The organism is Flavobacterium flavipallidum (assembly GCF_038289905.1).
Lineage (GTDB): Bacteria > Bacteroidota > Bacteroidia > Flavobacteriales > Flavobacteriaceae > Flavobacterium > Flavobacterium flavipallidum.
The window spans coordinates 125,940-142,031 of the sequence record NZ_JBBYHU010000003.1 but is presented as its reverse complement, the minus strand read 5'-3'; the positions used below and the strand labels follow the sequence as shown (position 1 = coordinate 142,031).

Annotated in this window: 14 protein-coding genes; 4 read left to right on the top strand and 10 right to left on the bottom strand. The window is 35.2% G+C overall.

Features of this window, described 5'->3' with window-relative positions; all coding sequences use genetic code 11:
• Window positions 1–45: 45 nt before the first annotated feature.
• From AAEO59_RS02875 to AAEO59_RS02860, 4 genes are all read right to left on the bottom strand, one after another.
• Window positions 46–2,247 carry an alpha-L-rhamnosidase-related protein gene (locus AAEO59_RS02875; RefSeq protein WP_341699245.1) on the bottom strand — a complete coding sequence of 734 codons (2,202 nt, stop codon included), beginning with the start codon at window positions 2,245–2,247 and terminating at the stop codon, window positions 46–48.
• A gap of 52 nt (window positions 2,248–2,299) precedes the next feature.
• Entirely contained in the window at window positions 2,300–3,883 is a 1,584-nt protein-coding gene (locus tag AAEO59_RS02870; RefSeq protein ID WP_341699244.1) for a sodium:solute symporter, read from the bottom strand.
• Entirely contained in the window at window positions 3,880–4,944 is a 1,065-nt protein-coding gene (locus AAEO59_RS02865) for a Gfo/Idh/MocA family protein (RefSeq protein ID WP_341699243.1), read from the bottom strand. The genes AAEO59_RS02870 and AAEO59_RS02865 overlap by 4 nt, the downstream gene beginning before the upstream one ends.
• 115 nt (window positions 4,945–5,059) lie before the next feature.
• The gene (locus AAEO59_RS02860; RefSeq protein ID WP_341699242.1) at window positions 5,060–7,573 is read right to left on the bottom strand and encodes an L-rhamnose mutarotase; all 2,514 of its coding nucleotides are present in this window, start codon (window positions 7,571–7,573) and stop codon (window positions 5,060–5,062) included.
• Window positions 7,574–7,854: 281 nt separating this feature from the next.
• Between AAEO59_RS02860 and AAEO59_RS02855 the strand changes: the two genes are divergently transcribed.
• Window positions 7,855–8,805 carry a helix-turn-helix domain-containing protein gene (locus tag AAEO59_RS02855; protein ID WP_341699241.1) on the top strand — a complete coding sequence of 317 codons (951 nt, stop codon included), beginning with the start codon at window positions 7,855–7,857 and terminating at the stop codon, window positions 8,803–8,805.
• A gap of 149 nt (window positions 8,806–8,954) precedes the next feature.
• Complete coding sequence (locus AAEO59_RS02850) at window positions 8,955–9,947, top strand: TlpA family protein disulfide reductase (protein WP_341699240.1); 993 nt, start codon at window positions 8,955–8,957, stop codon at window positions 9,945–9,947.
• A gap of 43 nt (window positions 9,948–9,990) precedes the next feature.
• On the opposite strand, the gene AAEO59_RS02845 is transcribed toward AAEO59_RS02850, so the two are convergent.
• Window positions 9,991–10,941 carry an HU domain-containing protein gene (locus tag AAEO59_RS02845; protein WP_341699239.1) on the bottom strand — a complete coding sequence of 317 codons (951 nt, stop codon included), beginning with the start codon at window positions 10,939–10,941 and terminating at the stop codon, window positions 9,991–9,993.
• Between the two features lie 102 nt (window positions 10,942–11,043).
• Between AAEO59_RS02845 and dprA the strand changes: the two genes are divergently transcribed.
• Complete coding sequence (gene dprA / locus AAEO59_RS02840; protein WP_341699238.1) at window positions 11,044–12,144, top strand: DNA-processing protein DprA; 1,101 nt, start codon at window positions 11,044–11,046, stop codon at window positions 12,142–12,144.
• A 20-nt stretch (window positions 12,145–12,164) separates the two neighbouring features.
• Here dprA and AAEO59_RS02835 read toward each other — a convergent pair whose 3' ends face one another.
• The 3 genes from AAEO59_RS02835 to AAEO59_RS02825 form a co-directional block, all read right to left on the bottom strand.
• Window positions 12,165–12,500, bottom strand: coding sequence for a hypothetical protein (locus AAEO59_RS02835; protein ID WP_341699237.1), 336 nt, complete (start codon window positions 12,498–12,500; stop codon window positions 12,165–12,167).
• 154 nt (window positions 12,501–12,654) lie between these two features.
• Window positions 12,655–13,632: a tryptophan--tRNA ligase gene (trpS, locus tag AAEO59_RS02830; RefSeq protein WP_341699236.1), complete on the bottom strand. Its 978-nt coding sequence runs from the start codon at window positions 13,630–13,632 to the stop codon at window positions 12,655–12,657.
• Window positions 13,633–13,750: 118 nt separating this feature from the next.
• Window positions 13,751–14,128: a GxxExxY protein gene (locus AAEO59_RS02825; RefSeq protein WP_341699235.1), complete on the bottom strand. Its 378-nt coding sequence runs from the start codon at window positions 14,126–14,128 to the stop codon at window positions 13,751–13,753.
• 127 nt (window positions 14,129–14,255) lie between these two features.
• Here AAEO59_RS02825 and AAEO59_RS02820 point away from each other — a divergent pair, with 127 nt between their 5' ends.
• A complete protein-coding gene (locus AAEO59_RS02820) occupies window positions 14,256–15,017 on the top strand; it encodes a lysophospholipid acyltransferase family protein (protein ID WP_341699234.1) in 762 nt (253 codons plus the stop codon).
• A gap of 53 nt (window positions 15,018–15,070) precedes the next feature.
• On the opposite strand, the gene AAEO59_RS02815 is transcribed toward AAEO59_RS02820, so the two are convergent.
• Both AAEO59_RS02815 and AAEO59_RS02810 read right to left on the bottom strand, forming a co-directional pair.
• On the bottom strand, window positions 15,071–15,514 hold the full coding sequence (locus AAEO59_RS02815; protein WP_341699233.1) for a hypothetical protein: 444 nt from the start codon (window positions 15,512–15,514) through the stop codon (window positions 15,071–15,073).
• Between the two features lie 137 nt (window positions 15,515–15,651).
• A complete protein-coding gene (locus tag AAEO59_RS02810; protein WP_341699232.1) occupies window positions 15,652–16,071 on the bottom strand; it encodes a hypothetical protein in 420 nt (139 codons plus the stop codon).
• Between the last annotated feature and the right edge of the window lie 21 nt (window positions 16,072–16,092).

The following is a 16,092-nucleotide window of genomic DNA, read 5'->3' as shown; positions in this document are numbered from 1 at the left end:
AGCTTTATGTAATTGTTAGTGAGATTGCTTAGTTCCTCGCAATAACTAAAGTGCTTTATAACTAATTTGATAAGCTACATCTGGTTTAACAGTTAATTGATATTTGTTCTTTCCTAACTCAACAATCGTTCCTGAATTGGTTTTTGGTTTTGATTTACTTACGATTATCAATTTTCCTTCTCCTTCAGCTGCATTGACTTTTATTTCAGATTTGCTTACATACAATGCAACCTCTCCTTTTGGTGTTGGTACTTTGCCTTCCATCCATTGCAATCCGCCTAAATTAGGTTTGATTTCGTACTCAGCATAACCAGGAGCGGTAGGTTTCACGCCTAAATAATATTTTCCTAACAAATAAATCGGGCTGGAACCCCAGGCATGGCAAAGACTTTTCCCATAAGGGCGACCGTACATTTCTAAATGCTCCTTCCCTTTTTTATTTGGGTTGTATTCTTCCCAGAAAGAGGTCGCGCCTTCTTTTAACATGCCTCCCCAATAATCTTTCATCTCTTTCAAAACATAATCCTGCTCACCCATAGCACACAAGGCTTCCAACTCGTAGAAACGCATGTATGGCGTGGTGATTTGAAGTACATCTTTATTGAGTAACACCTTGTCTTTTACACTTTGTTTTTGTTCTTCAGTAAAATAATTAAAAAAGATGCCGAACATATTCGCATATCGGGTTACAATATCCTGCATTTTACCATCGATACGCTGGTGCTTCATGACGTTTTCTTTCTTGTCCCAAAACACCTCAAACAATCTGGTTTTAAGATCATCAGCTAATTTTTCATATTGCTTTTGATCCTCATTTTGACCGGCAATTTTGGCACTCACCGCCATAGCTTCCAGACTTCTGGCCAAAAGCATTTGTTCAAAACTCACTTCGCCGGTTTTTGGCAATCCGTTTGCCCAATCAATAAAAACCCAGTCGCCTTCTAATGGCTCCAGGAATCCATTTTTGTTCCTTCTTTCTAAGCAAAATTCCATCAATGATTTCATTCTCGGATAGAACGTTTTGATAAATTTCGTATCTCCAGTATGCAAATAGTAATCGTAAACACCCACAAACCAATACAACGAATAATCCATAATGATATTGATATGTGCTGTTACCGGTTCTTTGCCACGAAGTGCCAAAAGTGTTCTTTCCACCGATGCCGAATCAAAGAATAAATAATAATTCATTAAATAACTTTGATAAGCATCGCCAGACCAAACCCAACGGTCGCGCTTAATTCCGTCTATAAAAAATTCGCGTGAGGTTAAATGCATGGTGTAAGCCGAGACATCCCAAATTTTATTCAATTCCTGATCCGAAGATTTGAATGCCCCGCGATATTCTAATGGCAAATATTCATAATCCATTGAAATGGAATCGTATTTTAAAGCAGGATCTGCAACTACCTGAACATAGCGGAATGCTTTGGACCCAGTATGTGTATAGGTTTCGGTTTGCTTTCCATCAAATGATAAATGATCTAAGGTTTCACATTTGGCTGTATCCAAGGCTTCCTCACGGGACTCGCCATAATATAAGGCTATTTTTCCTTTGCCTTTTAGACCGTGAATTTTAATATAACCAAAGGTTTCTTTACCAAAATCCACCAATTGACCGGCAGCAGTTTTCTCTGTTTTTTTGGCATTCCAAGGAGTCGTAGCCAATCTAAAACCAGAAGGCTTATTTTCTGGCGCATCAAAATTCCAAGAACCCACAGGTACCCAAGGCGTACCGGATTGTTGTGCTTTTCCATTTTCATCAATCCACAATTTATCTTCATTAGTAACCTTCCATGAAGCATCGGATTTGACAAACTTACCAGCAATATAAATGGCAGGCAAGACTTCTTGATTATAGACTTTAAAAGAAATTTTGTGTTTCCCGGCAGGAATTTTCAGTGATTTTGGTTGGCCATAAATCTGAACACCGTCCAAAAGTAACTGAAAAGGTCCTTCGGTGTAGATTTTTACCTCATCGGCTTCCGGGATGTCTACTTCTGTTTGAAAAGTAACTAAGGCATACGGACTATAATATTGCCAAAGGGGTGGAAATACGGCTTCGCGTTCCGTACGTCTTACCTGCATTTTGTTGCTTAACCAAACTTCAAAATCACCCGGATACCAAATCCAGGTTGCTTTGCTATCTTTTGATTGTGCAACAGCCGAATTTGAAGTAAAAAAGAAAAAAACAGCGATTAAACTAATCGAAAATCGAAGCATTAAAGTTGAAAATCTGTATGCCATAAGTTATGGTTTTTAATTTTGGTTGATTTTTTGGTTACTCTGAATTAGCTGATTAGTTAAAGTTAAAAATCAGATATAAAACAAAGATGGTAATACCCAGCAAACCAAATAATAGTTTCACTCGGGTACTAGTTTTAGGAACATCGGTTTCACTAACAAAAGTGGTTTCCGGACTTTTATCTACTAATGAAATGATAATAGCAGAAACCAAAAGCGTGGAAAAAATGTAAAACGATATTAATAAAAAGTGAGGCCAAACCGGATATTTATCGGCAGGAAAAATCCATAAATATAGAACACCAACGAATAAACTAAAGGCTGAACCCCACGAAAGAGTCCAGTTTACGGCCTTTTTTGTGGTACGTTTCCAAAAAATACTCAATAAAAAGACAACCGATAAAGATGGAGCTAAAAAGCCTAAAACCGCCTGAAAAATATTGAATAAATTCTGCCCTTTGATATTATCAATGGCTATGGCAATCAAAATAGAAAACACGCATCCAGCGGCAATTGTCAAACGTCCTATTTTGATTTGATCTTTGATAGTTGCCTCCGGATTAATTTTTTTCACATAAATATCATTGGTGAAAACCGTACTCAAAGCATTCAAAGAAGAACCTATAGTTGCTACTAATACGGCAATCATCACACAAATAACTAAACCGTTCATTCCGCTTGGGAACAAATTCGTAACCATAGTCATATAAGCCAAATCTGAATTTTCTCCTAACTCAGGATACAAAACAGCACACAAAATCCCCGGTAAAATAAATAACGGCAACGCCATTACTTTCAACCAACCGATAAAATTCACTCCTAATTGTCCTTGTTCCAAATTTTTGGCTCCCAATACACTTTGTACCATCGATTGGTCAGTACAAAAGAAAGCCACGGCTGCTACAGGATAACCTAATAAAATGGCTGGCCACGGATAATGGGCATCATCTGCAGGACGCACTAAATTCCAAAAATTCGAAGGCGTCTTAGCAATCAAGGCATCAATTCCACCTACTTGTTGTAAACCTAAATACGATAAGGTTAGCGAAACCACAATTAGCAAAATCATCTGAAACACATTTACCTTAGCAATCGCTTTTAATCCTCCTGCATAAGTAAAAATCCCAGAGAAAATAACTAAAACGGTTACACTTTGCCACATTGGAATTCCTAAAATTTGGCGCACTAAAACTCCTCCACTAAATAATCCTAATGACAACCAGCTTACCAAAATTTTCACCATGGCATACCAGGCCAAAATAGTCTGCGTACTATCGCCATAGCGTTTCCCCATATATTCGGGCATTGTACTTACTTTGCTGGCAATATATTTTGGTGCAAAAACAATAGCTAACAATAATAAAAACACAAAAGCATACCATTCAAAATTTCCGGCTACAATTCCTGTAGTGTAGCCAATGCTGGCAAAAGCCAATAACGACGAAGGCCCCACATTAGTTCCCCACATATTGAATCCGATATTGTACCAATTCAACGAATTTCCGGCCATAAAAAGCGTTTCGTTCTTCTTACTTTGTTTGACACTAACAATGTATCCAATAACCAATAATATCACTAAATAAGCAGCAACAATTACAAAGTCTAAAGCAGTTAATTTATCGTAGATGCTATTATTCATAGGTTGTATTCTTTTAAGATTTCCGCAATTTTTACCGGCATTCCGGTTTGTAATGTTCTGTCCATTGCCTGCAATAAAGCTACGGTTCCAATTCCTTCTTTCATATCAGGATAAGCGGTAAAACCTTGTTCAATACTATCAGCAAAATACTCCAAATAATTTTGGTATTCTCCTCCGTGATGACTTTGGCCTTCAAAACGGAAATAATATTTAATCGTAGCATCACCCCAAGTGATTACTTTTTCTTCACCGGTTTTGTCGGTCACCGCATAACGCAATTCATGATAATCAGCCTGGCTGGCACCTTCAGTAGCTCTCAAAATAGTGCTCATTCCGCTGTCTCTTTGAGCTGGCTGTGTTGGCGAAGTATAAACACCACTCACTCTGGCAATTCTTCCGTCAGTCGCTTTGAAGATAAAGTGCATCGTATCTTCATTCTTCAATCCCGCCGATTTTCCGTTGCTGCTAATCATTCCGTAGCCCATTACCTCTTCGATATTTGGCAAATACCATCTGATAAAATCAACTGGATGGCTCAAACCGCCATACAACCATTTGAATGATTGCAACAAAGACCATTCTTTCTTCAAAAACCATCTGTGGTCAGCGTGATATTGCGCTTCAATCGTAATCAAATCACCTATTAAACCAGCTTCATAATCGGCTCTTTGTCTTTTTGCTGGTTCAAAAAATCTAGAACTTTGTCCGATGAAAACCTTTTTTCCTGTTTTCTCGCTTAGTTCCAACAATTCTTTGGCATCTGATAAATCATCAATAAAAGGCTTAGTACAAACTACGTGTTTTCCGTGCAATAAAGCCTGTTTTACGTGTTCAGCATGCAAATGATCCGGTGTGTAAATAGCAATGATATCAATAGCCTCGTCTTTTAACAAATCGTCATAATTTGTAGTGTAGTGCGGAAAATCAAATTCCTTTGCTCTTTGTTTGCACAATTCTTCATTTCTGTCACATACTTTTACCAGTTCTACTTTGCTGCTTTCTATCGCTGCCGACATGGTACTACGTCCTTCTCCAAGACCTAAAATGGCTATTTTTAACATTTCTCTTTTTGTTATTCGCTGTTATTATTTTTTTCTTTTTGCCACAGATTAAAAGATTTTAAAGGATTTTTTTAATCTGTGTTAATCCGTTTAATCTGTGGCTAAATATTTTAATCTATTTTTTTTCTTCAAGCTTCTTCAAAAAAATCCAGGTTTCACCCGCCTTGGCATCTTCAATTCCGGTTTGGTATTTTTTCATTAAGGCATTCCATTCGTCCACTCGTGGATTGTTTTCGGATGTTTTTGGATTGAGTTTGTCTAAATCTTCGCCCTTTGGAATACTGATTACTAACATTAATTGTCTTCCGTTTTTGAAAACCTGCAATTGTTGGAAATCAGCATTACAGAAACCTTTAGCTATTTCAGGCCATTTTTCAAATTGAGTCTTATGGTAATCCAAATATTCCTGTTGCATTTTTGGATTGTCTACTAAATTGGCTGTCAACACAATATTTTCCCATTCGGAAGCTGGTTTAACGCCTGGACATCTTTCAAAATTTTGAAAATCATAAACCGGATTTTCATAAATTTTTATTTGTAAATCTGGGAAAGCCAAGGCCAATTTTCTTTTAGTTCGTTCCGGTTGATTCATCAAACCGTAAATCACTAGATGATTTTCCCATTGGTACAACTCTTCACCTACAATTCGGAAACCTTTTATAGTCGATTTGATTTTTTCAATATCAAAATCTTTTCCAACTAATTCAATCACAACCGACTTAGGCATTTCCTGTAATCCCCAGGCTTCATCAACAACCACTTCCTTTTTCAAATTAGCATAAGGAGCACGAACACCTGCGTTTTCTTTTATTTTTGGATCTACAAAAGCATAATTATCTTTCCAGATATTTCCGGCAGGACCATTGTTGTTTTTTAAGATTTTCTGAATCGGAATCCAGTTGTTTTGAATAGTAAAATGCTGTGATCCTTCATCGGTGTACAAATACAACCATAAAAACGGATCGTGTGCATACGGACTAAAATATACTTTGTCAATATAGTTCTCTTCAATGCGGCTGTCTGCCTGAGAAGAAAGCGTGTAAATTCCCGCTACATCGTGCAAATGTTTGGCGTAATGATGAATTTTGTTCCCATTGATTTTGTTGTTTCGCATCACATTGGCAGTATGCGTCCAACCCCAGCCCATCGAAATTCCGCTATAAGCCACATCCGAAATTTCGTTGTGTTCAATTGTCAGACCTTTAACAAAACCAGCTGCAATTCCTAAACATCCCCAGTCTTCATTGGCTACATTGGTAATCATATTATCAGCCACCAATTCGTCAGAACAAACTTCTCTTTCATCTTTTACAACCAATGGCAAATGAGCTTCAAAAGGCTCTTCGGAGAAAACACCCAAATTAATTCCGTTTCCGCCAATATCTTTAAATACATTTCCCTGAATGCGATTGTGATTGGTTCCTTTATTGAAATCCAATCCAGTAGAAGACAAATGCTCAAAACGACATCCTTCAAACGTAGTATTATTGGCATAATTCACTTCTACAGCAGCACGTGGTCTTCCCACCCAAGCCTGATTTTCTAAGTTAGCCTGATTAGGTGTTCCTGGAACTTTTAACTTATAAGCATCCAGCAAATACATTCCCGCTTGTAAAGGCACGTGACCTTGTTGCGACGGACGCAACCAATTACTATATTGAAACGAAATTCCTTTAAACTTAAAATAACTTACCGGCGAATCAATTGTACCTTTTACATCCACTAAATTTTCTAAAACAGGCGCAGTTACTTTGGCGGAAGCCATATTTTCTCCTGCTCTTGGGATATAATAGATTTTTCGATTTTTTCTATCCAAAAACCATTCTCCAGCTTCATTCAACATTGACATTCCGTTATTTAGGAAGAATGCCGAGTTACCGTTATTTTTTGAAATCCAAGGCGCCGGCCACGGATGCTCGCTCTGAATACGGCTTTCCGGTTTTTCAAATGAAAGTCGGGCGCTGTCTTTTTTAACCTCAATATTCTTGATACGCAAATTAGCAATAGCCCACCATTGCACGATGAACATTTCCATTCCCGGCTCAAATTTTATAGATTTATCTTTAAAAGGAATCCAACAAGTCTCTGTTTCTTTGTCCCAGGATAAAATACGATCCATTTTGTCTCCAGCAGTACTTTTAGCTCTTACAGCTTTTACATCGTTTATCCAAAGTTGGCGGTAATTAATTACTTCCCCACCTATTTGCGGTGCATCAGCTACCCAAACAGCTCCAGCTTTTAGCCCATTGATTGTCGTAGTTGTTTTTTTCCAGTTTTTAATTTGAATACCTCCATTAAAAATAGGTTTTGCATTCACATCAGCTTCAATAGTTGTAGGGCTATCAGCAGTTCCTGAATCTTCAGGTCTTACAAACAAAGGTTCGTCAAAATAATAGGTCCCGTCTTTGATTATAATATGAATTCCTCCTTTTACCGAAGCATCTTTCAATCGACGCAGTTCTCTGGCTTTTCTCAATGCCATATGTACGGTTGCTAACGGACTTTCTTTTGTTCCTTCGTTAGTATCTTTTCCGTTTGTGGCTACCCAAATATCAGCAGCCTGCATCGAAAACACAGTAAAAAACACCACTAAAAAAGTCAATAGGCCAAGTCGGTTTTTTAAAAACATAAAAAATATTTTAAATTATAATTGAAATCTGATTCTCATCAATTTTAATACCATACTCACTATAAAAACGAACAAAATGTAAACGTTTTCATTTTTAATTTTAAAAAAAAGTCTTTCGACTCTAATATGCTTGATAATAAATAAATTGGGTTGGGCAAGTTAATTATTTTAATATAAAAAAAATCATAATTTTAAACAACGGTCGATTTTATAAAAACAGATACTTTTCTAATAAATAAATTTAATAATTATCTTTATACCAATTTAATACAAATTAATTTATGAATTCTTTTTTATTACCGAAAACGCTACGCGAAAAAGACGAACACGGTAATTATGGCGTTTGGTGGCACGAAAACAATCCTGGACCATTAAAAAAATTGCCTTTCATCAGTCAGTTTGGTAGTATGAAATTCTCAAAAGTCCGCATTGACGACACCATGCGACCTCATTTGAATGACGGAATCGAAATTCACTATGTCAATAGCGGAAAATACGACTGGGTTATTGAAGGCAAAGAAATAGAATTGCTACCCGAAAATTTATCTGTTACCGCGCCCTGGCATGAAAACGGTAGTCTTTCAGGAATTATGGATATTGGCCAAATCAATTGGTTGATCATAAAACCGGAAGATTTTTCAAAAGAAACGGCTTTAAAATTTGGCAATTGGAGTAAATTATCTAAAAATTTCCAAGAAAATCTTGGTAAAATGATTGGTGATGCTAACAATTCGGTACTCGAAAAAGCCAAAAACTTTAAGAAATATTTTGATGAGTTAAGAAATGAATTAGCCTATCAGGAAGAAGGTTTTGAAATTAAAGTTCAAAATATTCTGGAAAATCTGTTCATCGATTTACATCGCCAACTTTCGAATAAAATTCAAAAGAATCAGGAAGACGGTAGCTTTATTGAAAAACTAACTCAATTACTCAAAAGCGATTTAACTCGAAAATGGCATATAGAAGATTTGGCTTTAGCATTCAACATGGGAAAAACCAAATTTACTTATGAAGTCAAAAAATTGACCGGTTTCCCACCCAACAGCTTTATCATAAGTCTGAAATTGGAAAAAGCTATTGAATTAATTCAAAATAACAAAAATAGTAGCATGGCCGAAATTGCATTTATATGCGGATTCTCGTCATTACAACACTTCACATCAACATTTTCACAACGAAATGGTATTAGTCCTAGGAAATACCAACTTCAGCAGCACAAAAAAAGAAAATAATTGTCCTGAAAACTTTCCAAAGTTATCAATTTATAAGCTTCCAACACAGCATCAGCCAAAGCGCATCGTTAATAAATCCTTAATATTTAATTAAATCAAAGCGCTATTTTATACATTTGAACAACAAAACTCAAAAACCATTAAAAAAAATGAAAAAACTAACTTTCCTTTTGTTGCTTACCGGAGTTTGTTCATTTGCACAAACAGCAATTGAAAAAACTAAATTTACTGCTTCAATTGCCAACAGAACCATTGATACTTTGGTTATCGAGGGACCTCAATATTCTAAAAAAATTGCCGTAAACACAAAAGGACAATTTCAAGATGAACTTAGTATTAAATCTGGATTTCACAGATTAACGTATGGAAAAAACATGACTACCATCTATTTGATGCCAGGCAAAGACATTGATTTGAATACAGATGAAAATAATTTTAACGAAAAATTGAGTTACAAAGGAAAGGGAGCTAATGAAAACAACTACCTAAGCCAACTTATGCTTCGAACTAACAAATTCATGTCGGACATTTTCACGAAAGACCAACTTGAATTTGACAAGGCCGTTACAGCCAAAAGCGAACTGGAAAACAAAACAATAGCTGCTGCCAAACTTGATCCCGCATTCAAAGAAAACATTTCTAAAAGTGTTGAAAGCACAATAAACAGAGTTAAAAAAGTTTATGTTGAAAAACAAAAATCCACAGCATTAATTGGTAAACCAGCTTTAGATTTTGAATATGAAAATCACAAAGGCGGAAAAACTAAATTAAGTGATTTAAGAGGTAAATATGTGTATATAGACATTTGGGCTACTTGGTGTGGTCCTTGTAAATATGAAATTCCATTTTTGCAAAAAATTGAAGAAAAATACCATGGAAAAAACATCGAATTTGTAAGCATCTCTGTTGATGTTGAAAAAGACCATGAAAAATGGAAAAATATGGTTACAGAAAAACAACTTGGCGGTATACAATTAATTGCCGACAAAAACTGGAATTCTGAATTTATTACCACATACGGTATCAACGGAATTCCACGCTTTATGTTAATTGATCCTCAAGGAAATTTTGTTAGCAATGACGCCGACAGGCCTTCAAATCCAAATTTAGCTACTCAGTTAGATTCTTTATTGAACAAATAAACATCATAAAAAAAGCCTTTCTTAACACAGAAAGGCTTTTTAATTATAGTGATTGAACCAGCAACCAGGCTTCTGGGTTTTCTGATTCCCGAACTTCATTTTTTAATTTCTGAGCTTCGGCATATGTTGCAAAACTTCCGTAAAGTACAGGATACAAACCATGTTCATTTACTTCTAATCTTCTGGCATTATAGCCCATTTTGATTAACTTTTTCACAACCTGATTTGCATTGCTTTCATCTCTAAAAGCTCCCGCCACCACATGGTAAGGCAATTTAATCACCTCCTCTTCTCCTTTATTCGCTTTTACAGAAAGTGTAACCGGAGCCATCGGGCTTTTGATAAAAAAAGTAGCCTCTTGAATTTTAGACTCCACTTTCTTTTGAACTGCTTTTTCAACTAAAACAGTTTGGGCTTCAATTTGATTATTCCAAACAGAAAAAGCTGCTGTACCTGCTAAACCTAAAATAAAAATTGCCGCATATTTTAAATACGAACGTCCACTTCTTTCTTCAGGAACTAAGGCTATAACTTCTCTTTCTTGAACCAGAGTTGGAATTTCCTCAGATGCTTCGCGTTTCATTGCAGGAGCAATAAAAGAAGACAATCCAAAAGAAGCCGTTAAATAATTCTTTTGTTCAGATGGTCTAAAAATTAAATTATCAGCAGCACTCAAAACAAAAACACCTACATTCTTTACCATTAATGTTCGGTTTTGTTCCAATTCTTTTTTCCATTGTAAAACTTCATATTGAATCGCACTGATAGCATACTCGTATGAAGTTTTTTCAGCTCTTGCAATATGATTAGCCAACAAACCATCATTATTTTTAATGTTGGTATTGAAGGAAATCAATTTCTTAGGAGGATAAAAAGAATTAGCGCTCTCCACCCATTGCGCCGATTGGATTTCAGTCAAAAAAGCACCGAATCCCGGAATGGTAACGCATTGATAACGATATAACAGTTGGCTTATGTAGTGTTCTATATTCATACATACAAAGTTATACATCCAATATAGTTATCAAAATTTTATTCACAATTTTTATTAACAATTCAGAAGAAAATTTATACATTTCAATTTCAAATATTTAGCATGGAAGCATCCGAATTATTTTACACACTAGCCTTACTAAAAGTAGAAGGTGTAGGCGATATTATGGCCAAAAAATTAATGAATCACTGTGGTTCGGCAGAAGCAGTTTTCAAAACAAAATCCCAAAAATTAGCTGCTATTGATGGTGTAGGCAGCATGCTACTTAAAAATTTAAAAGACGAAAGTGTTTTTGATAAAGCCAATAAAGAATTAGAATTTATTCAAAACAACAGCATAAACGTTTCTTATTTTCAGAACGAAAATTATCCCGACAAACTCAAACATTGTGTTGACGCACCTGTACTCCTATTCACCGCTGGTAATATCGATTTAAAAAACCGAAAAATCATCAGCATTGTGGGCACTCGCCAAATTACTTCTTACGGAACGGAGTTTTGCAAAAAATTAATTGAAGACTTAGCTCCGCTAGATCCTGTTATTGTCAGTGGTTTTGCTTATGGAGTTGATATTGTAGCACATCAGCATGCTATGGAACACAATTTACAAACCATCGGTGTTTTAGCACATGGTTTGAACCAAATTTACCCTAAAAACCACAAGAAATACATGGCCAAAATGGAACAAAATGGAGGTTTTATGACCGAATTTTGGAGCTCATCTAATCCGGACAAAGAAAATTTTGTTAAAAGAAACCGTATTGTAGCCGGAATGGCGGAAGCTACCATAGTTATCGAATCGGCGGAAAGAGGCGGTTCGTTAATTACCGCTAATATGGCCAACGATTACAACCGGGATGTATTTGCGGTTCCCGGCAGGACTACAGATAAATACAGCACAGGCTGTAACAACCTTATCAAAACCCAAAAAGCAAACGTACTCACCAGTGCCGCCGATTTGATTTATATGCTCAATTGGGATATTAAAGAAGAACCTAAAGCAGTTCAAAAACAATTATTCGTTTCCCTCGACAATGACGAACAAAAAATTTATGATTACCTCTTAAAAACAGGGAAAGAATTAATGGATATTATTGCACTGGAATGTGAGTTTCCTATTTATAGAGTTTCAAGTATTTTATTGAATATGGAACTCAAAGGCGTAATTAGACCACTGCCAGGGAAATTGTTTGAGGCGATTTAAAATTAAACCGCAGATTTTAATTATTTATAGGAACTAAAAATATTCTTCATAAAAACAGCAATGGACAACAGACCTATTATGGTACTAAAAATAAAAAAACTAAAATTAAGCAAAATAAAAGCTCCAATAATCAAGACAAAATGAACAATTGAAAAATGATAATTTGTTTTTCTACCTAAAATGGCAAGCAACAAGTATCCAACAAAAAATAATAATATAGAAAACCCATAAAGTAAAGCACAATAAAACATTTGATTAGAAATATCATAAGCCCAACCAACCGTTTTGTTCATGCCGATAGATTCGTCTCCAAAGACATAACCCATCCCATAAATCATTAGGACAACTAAAAACATATATTTTGTAAAAAGCTTTTCCATATTAGTCCGCAAATTTCCCAAACTGTTTTATTTAGATTATAACTTTCGAAATTAACAAAAAAAACCGCAAATTCGCAGATTTTATAATTATAATCTGCGAATCTGCGGTAAATTATTTTTCAAAAATAAACTACCTAGGTTCGAAACCTAATTTGGCTCTTACTCTTCCTAATACTCCATTGGCCACAGCCGAAGCTTTCTCAGCGCCTATTTTCAACAAGGCATCCACTTCCTGAAGATTATTAATGTAGTAATGGTATTTTTCTCTTTCGGTTTTGAATTTTTCACAGATTAACTCAAACAAAGCCTGTTTCGCATGACCATACCCATAATTTCCAGCTAAATAATTGGCTCTCATGCTTGCAATTTGCTCTTCATTGGCCAACAACGAATAAATAGCAAAGGCATTACAAGTATCCGGATTTTTTGGCGCTTCCAGTGGTGTACTGTCCGTTTCAATGCTCATTACCTGTTTGCGTAATGCTTTATCTTCAAGGAAAATATTAATGATATTATTAGCCGATTTACTCATTTTCCCTCCATTCGTACCCGGAATCAGCATGCTGTCATCCTGAATTTTAGCTTCAGGTAAAACAAATGTTTCTCCCATTTGATGATTGAAACGCGAAGCCACATCACGAGTCATTTCCAAATGCTGCAATTGATCTTTCCCTACAGGAACAAACTCGGCATCATACAATAAAATATCAGCCGCCATCAGCATGGGATACGAAAACAATCCTGCATTGACATCATCTAATCGATCGGCTTTATCTTTGAACGAATGCGCCAAAGTCAATCTTTGGTAAGGGAAAAAACAGCTCAAATACCAGGACAACTCTGCTGTTTGTGGCACATCAGACTGACGGTAAAAAACCACTTTATTGACATCCAATCCAAAAGCCAGCCAAGCCGCCGCTACACTGTAGGTATTATTTCTTAAAACTTCTCCGTTTTTAATTTGTGTCACCGAATGCAAATCGGCAATGAAAAGAAAGGATTCGTTTTCAGAATTATTTGATAATTGAATTGCCGGAATGATTGCTCCAAGTAAGTTCCCTAAATGCGGAGTTCCTGTACTTTGAACTCCCGTAAGTATTTTTGCCATTATATATTTTTCTCTAGCTGAAATTTTAAACCGCAAAGGTTGCAAAGTTTTCGCTAAGTTCGAAATGTTATTTTATTTTAACGCAAAGAAAGCAAAGATTTTCGCAAAGTTTAAAGTTTTACAAATTATTTACAACTCGTCTGATTCCATTTTTAAGAAGCACTTCGTTAAAATTTATAAGCAATCCTAATTTATAATTCCCCAGTCTTAAATAAGTTAAAGTTTGTGCTAAATGAATCACAGTCAAAGACTCCACACTTTTTAGTTCCACAATTAGTTTATTTTCAACAAACAAATCAACACGATATCCACAATCTATCTTTACCTCTTCAAAAATTACCGGCATTGATTTCTCTTTTTCAACAAAAAGCCCAGCTTTATTTATTTTATAAAACAAACATTCCTTATAAGTATTCTCAAGCAAACCTGGTCCAAGTGCTTTATGAACTTCAATTGCTAAACCAATAACTTTTTTTGAAATTTCATTTTCTGTCATAATCACTTTTTTACTTTATGTATTAAACCTAAAAAATTAATTATCTTTAATTAAAAATAGGTGCTTTACATTTATACTTTGCGAAAAACTTTGCTTTCTTTGCGGTTAAAAAAGTAAATTTGAAAACATGAAAAGCATCAAAATATTTTTTTGGATTTTATGGCGCATCTGGTTTTATATCCTAATGGCTGTTCCTATTTTACTTTTTTTTCCAATATTAATACTGACGATTATATCGGAAAAAGGTTATCCTTATTTTTTTAAAATTGCTCGAATTTGGGCAAAATTTATCCTCTTCGGAATGGGATTCTATTATAAAGTAGAACGCGAACAGGAAATTGACCCTCACAAAAGTTATATGATTGTTGCTAATCACACTTCGATGACCGACATCATGCTGATGCTTGCTATCATTAAAAATCCTTTTGTTTTTGTAGGCAAACAGGAACTTGCCAGAATTCCTCTTTTTGGTTTTTTCTACAAAAGAACCTGTATTTTGGTTGACAGAAGTGATTCGCAAAGCCGTATGGCCGTTTTCACAAAGGCTCACAAACGAATTGAACGCGGATTAAGTGTATGTATCTTCCCTGAAGGTGGCGTCCCTGATGATGAATCTATAATTTTAGACCATTTTAAAGATGGCGCATTCAAATTGGCCATTCAACACCAAATCCCAATTTTACCTATCAGTTTTGGAGACAATAAAGAACGTTTTCCCTATACTTTTTTTGCAGGAAATCCTGGAATCATGCGGGTAAAAATCCATAAACAGGTAGAAACCTTAAATATGACAAATGCAGATAGAAAGGAATTGAAAGATGAAATAAGAGCTACAATTTACAATCAATTGCTGAAATTTGAAACTGCTAAAGAAACTCAAATAGTTTAAATCAAAAAAATCACCTTTTAAGGAGGTGATTTTTTTGATTATCATATAATAGCTTAGCTTGCCGCAGCTACAACAACCTGCACATCTTCATATAAATCTTCCGTTGTATTACCGTCATCATCTTCATCATCTTCATCTGCTCCTTTATAAAATTTAAAAGTATAGGTTCCAACTTTTGTTGGGGTAAAAACTATAGAAACAGTGCTTGGTGAAGGAATAGAACCAGTACAATTCTCCCCATCTTTTGTATCTGTATAAATCGCAATTGTGTTTGTCAATCCATCAGTACCACCTCCAATATACACATCTCTAAAGTTATAGCAAGCAGTAGGTTTTTGATACGTTAAACTTATGGTATACGATTGATTAACAACTAGATTTTCAGGAATAGTATAGGTTTCTACAGCTAAAAAATGTGGTGTATAAGTATCCGTATCTCCAACACTACAACTTAAAAATGTAGTCATTAACACTAAAAGCAAAGCAATTTTTTTCATTTTCTGGGGTTTTATTAATTAAACTCTAATCATGGTTCCTAGATTAGACCGCATAAGAAGAAAATAGTTGCTTTAAAAAAGTATTTTTTTTATACAAAAAATTAGATTACTTTTTTTGTTTTAAACTGGCTGTCCGATTATTCCGCTACAACAACTTGGACATCTTCAAAAACGGGCTTACCTTCCTCGTCATCTTCGATGTAAAATTTAAAGGTATAAGTCCCTGCTTTTTTTGGAACAAAATTAAAAGAAACATCTGATAATGGTGGTAATACTTCTGTACAGCTTTCACCAACTTTAGTATTTGCATAAATACCTATAGTTCTTGTTGTTGATTCAGGATCAGTGCCATAATCATAGTAAATTCCTCCGTAATTATAACAAACAGTAGGCATTTGATACTTCAACTCAATTTTATGAATCTCTCCTACTTTAAAAGTCGAAGGCATAATGTAACTTTCAACAGGCAAAATATAATAATTATATTTATCTCCTTCGTCTATACTACAACTTAAAAATGTAGTCATCAATACTAAAAGCAAAGCAATTTTTTTCATTTTCTGGGGTTTTAATTAAAC

Bases quoted from the DNA above. Each gene is read 5' to 3' on its own strand.
- AAEO59_RS02855 (WP_341699241.1), top strand. From the start codon at position 7,855: ATGAATTCTTTTTTATTACCGAAAACGCTACGCGAAAAAGACGAACAC.
- AAEO59_RS02810 (WP_341699232.1), bottom strand. From the start codon at position 16,071: ATGAAAAAAATTGCTTTGCTTTTAGTATTGATGACTACATTTTTAAGT.
- AAEO59_RS02820 (WP_341699234.1), top strand. From the start codon at position 14,256: ATGAAAAGCATCAAAATATTTTTTTGGATTTTATGGCGCATCTGGTTT.
- AAEO59_RS02845 (WP_341699239.1), bottom strand. From the start codon at position 10,941: ATGAATATAGAACACTACATAAGCCAACTGTTATATCGTTATCAATGC.
- AAEO59_RS02850 (WP_341699240.1), top strand. From the start codon at position 8,955: ATGAAAAAACTAACTTTCCTTTTGTTGCTTACCGGAGTTTGTTCATTT.
- AAEO59_RS02835 (WP_341699237.1), bottom strand. From the start codon at position 12,500: ATGTTTTTAGTTGTCCTAATGATTTATGGGATGGGTTATGTCTTTGGA.
- AAEO59_RS02815 (WP_341699233.1), bottom strand. From the start codon at position 15,514: ATGAAAAAAATTGCTTTGCTTTTAGTGTTAATGACTACATTTTTAAGT.
- AAEO59_RS02865 (WP_341699243.1), bottom strand. From the start codon at position 4,944: ATGTTAAAAATAGCCATTTTAGGTCTTGGAGAAGGACGTAGTACCATG.
- AAEO59_RS02870 (WP_341699244.1), bottom strand. From the start codon at position 3,883: ATGAATAATAGCATCTACGATAAATTAACTGCTTTAGACTTTGTAATT.
- AAEO59_RS02860 (WP_341699242.1), bottom strand. From the start codon at position 7,573: ATGTTTTTAAAAAACCGACTTGGCCTATTGACTTTTTTAGTGGTGTTT.
- trpS (WP_341699236.1), bottom strand. From the start codon at position 13,632: ATGGCAAAAATACTTACGGGAGTTCAAAGTACAGGAACTCCGCATTTA.
- AAEO59_RS02875 (WP_341699245.1), bottom strand. From the start codon at position 2,247: ATGGCATACAGATTTTCAACTTTAATGCTTCGATTTTCGATTAGTTTA.
- AAEO59_RS02825 (WP_341699235.1), bottom strand. From the start codon at position 14,128: ATGACAGAAAATGAAATTTCAAAAAAAGTTATTGGTTTAGCAATTGAA.
- dprA (WP_341699238.1), top strand. From the start codon at position 11,044: ATGGAAGCATCCGAATTATTTTACACACTAGCCTTACTAAAAGTAGAA.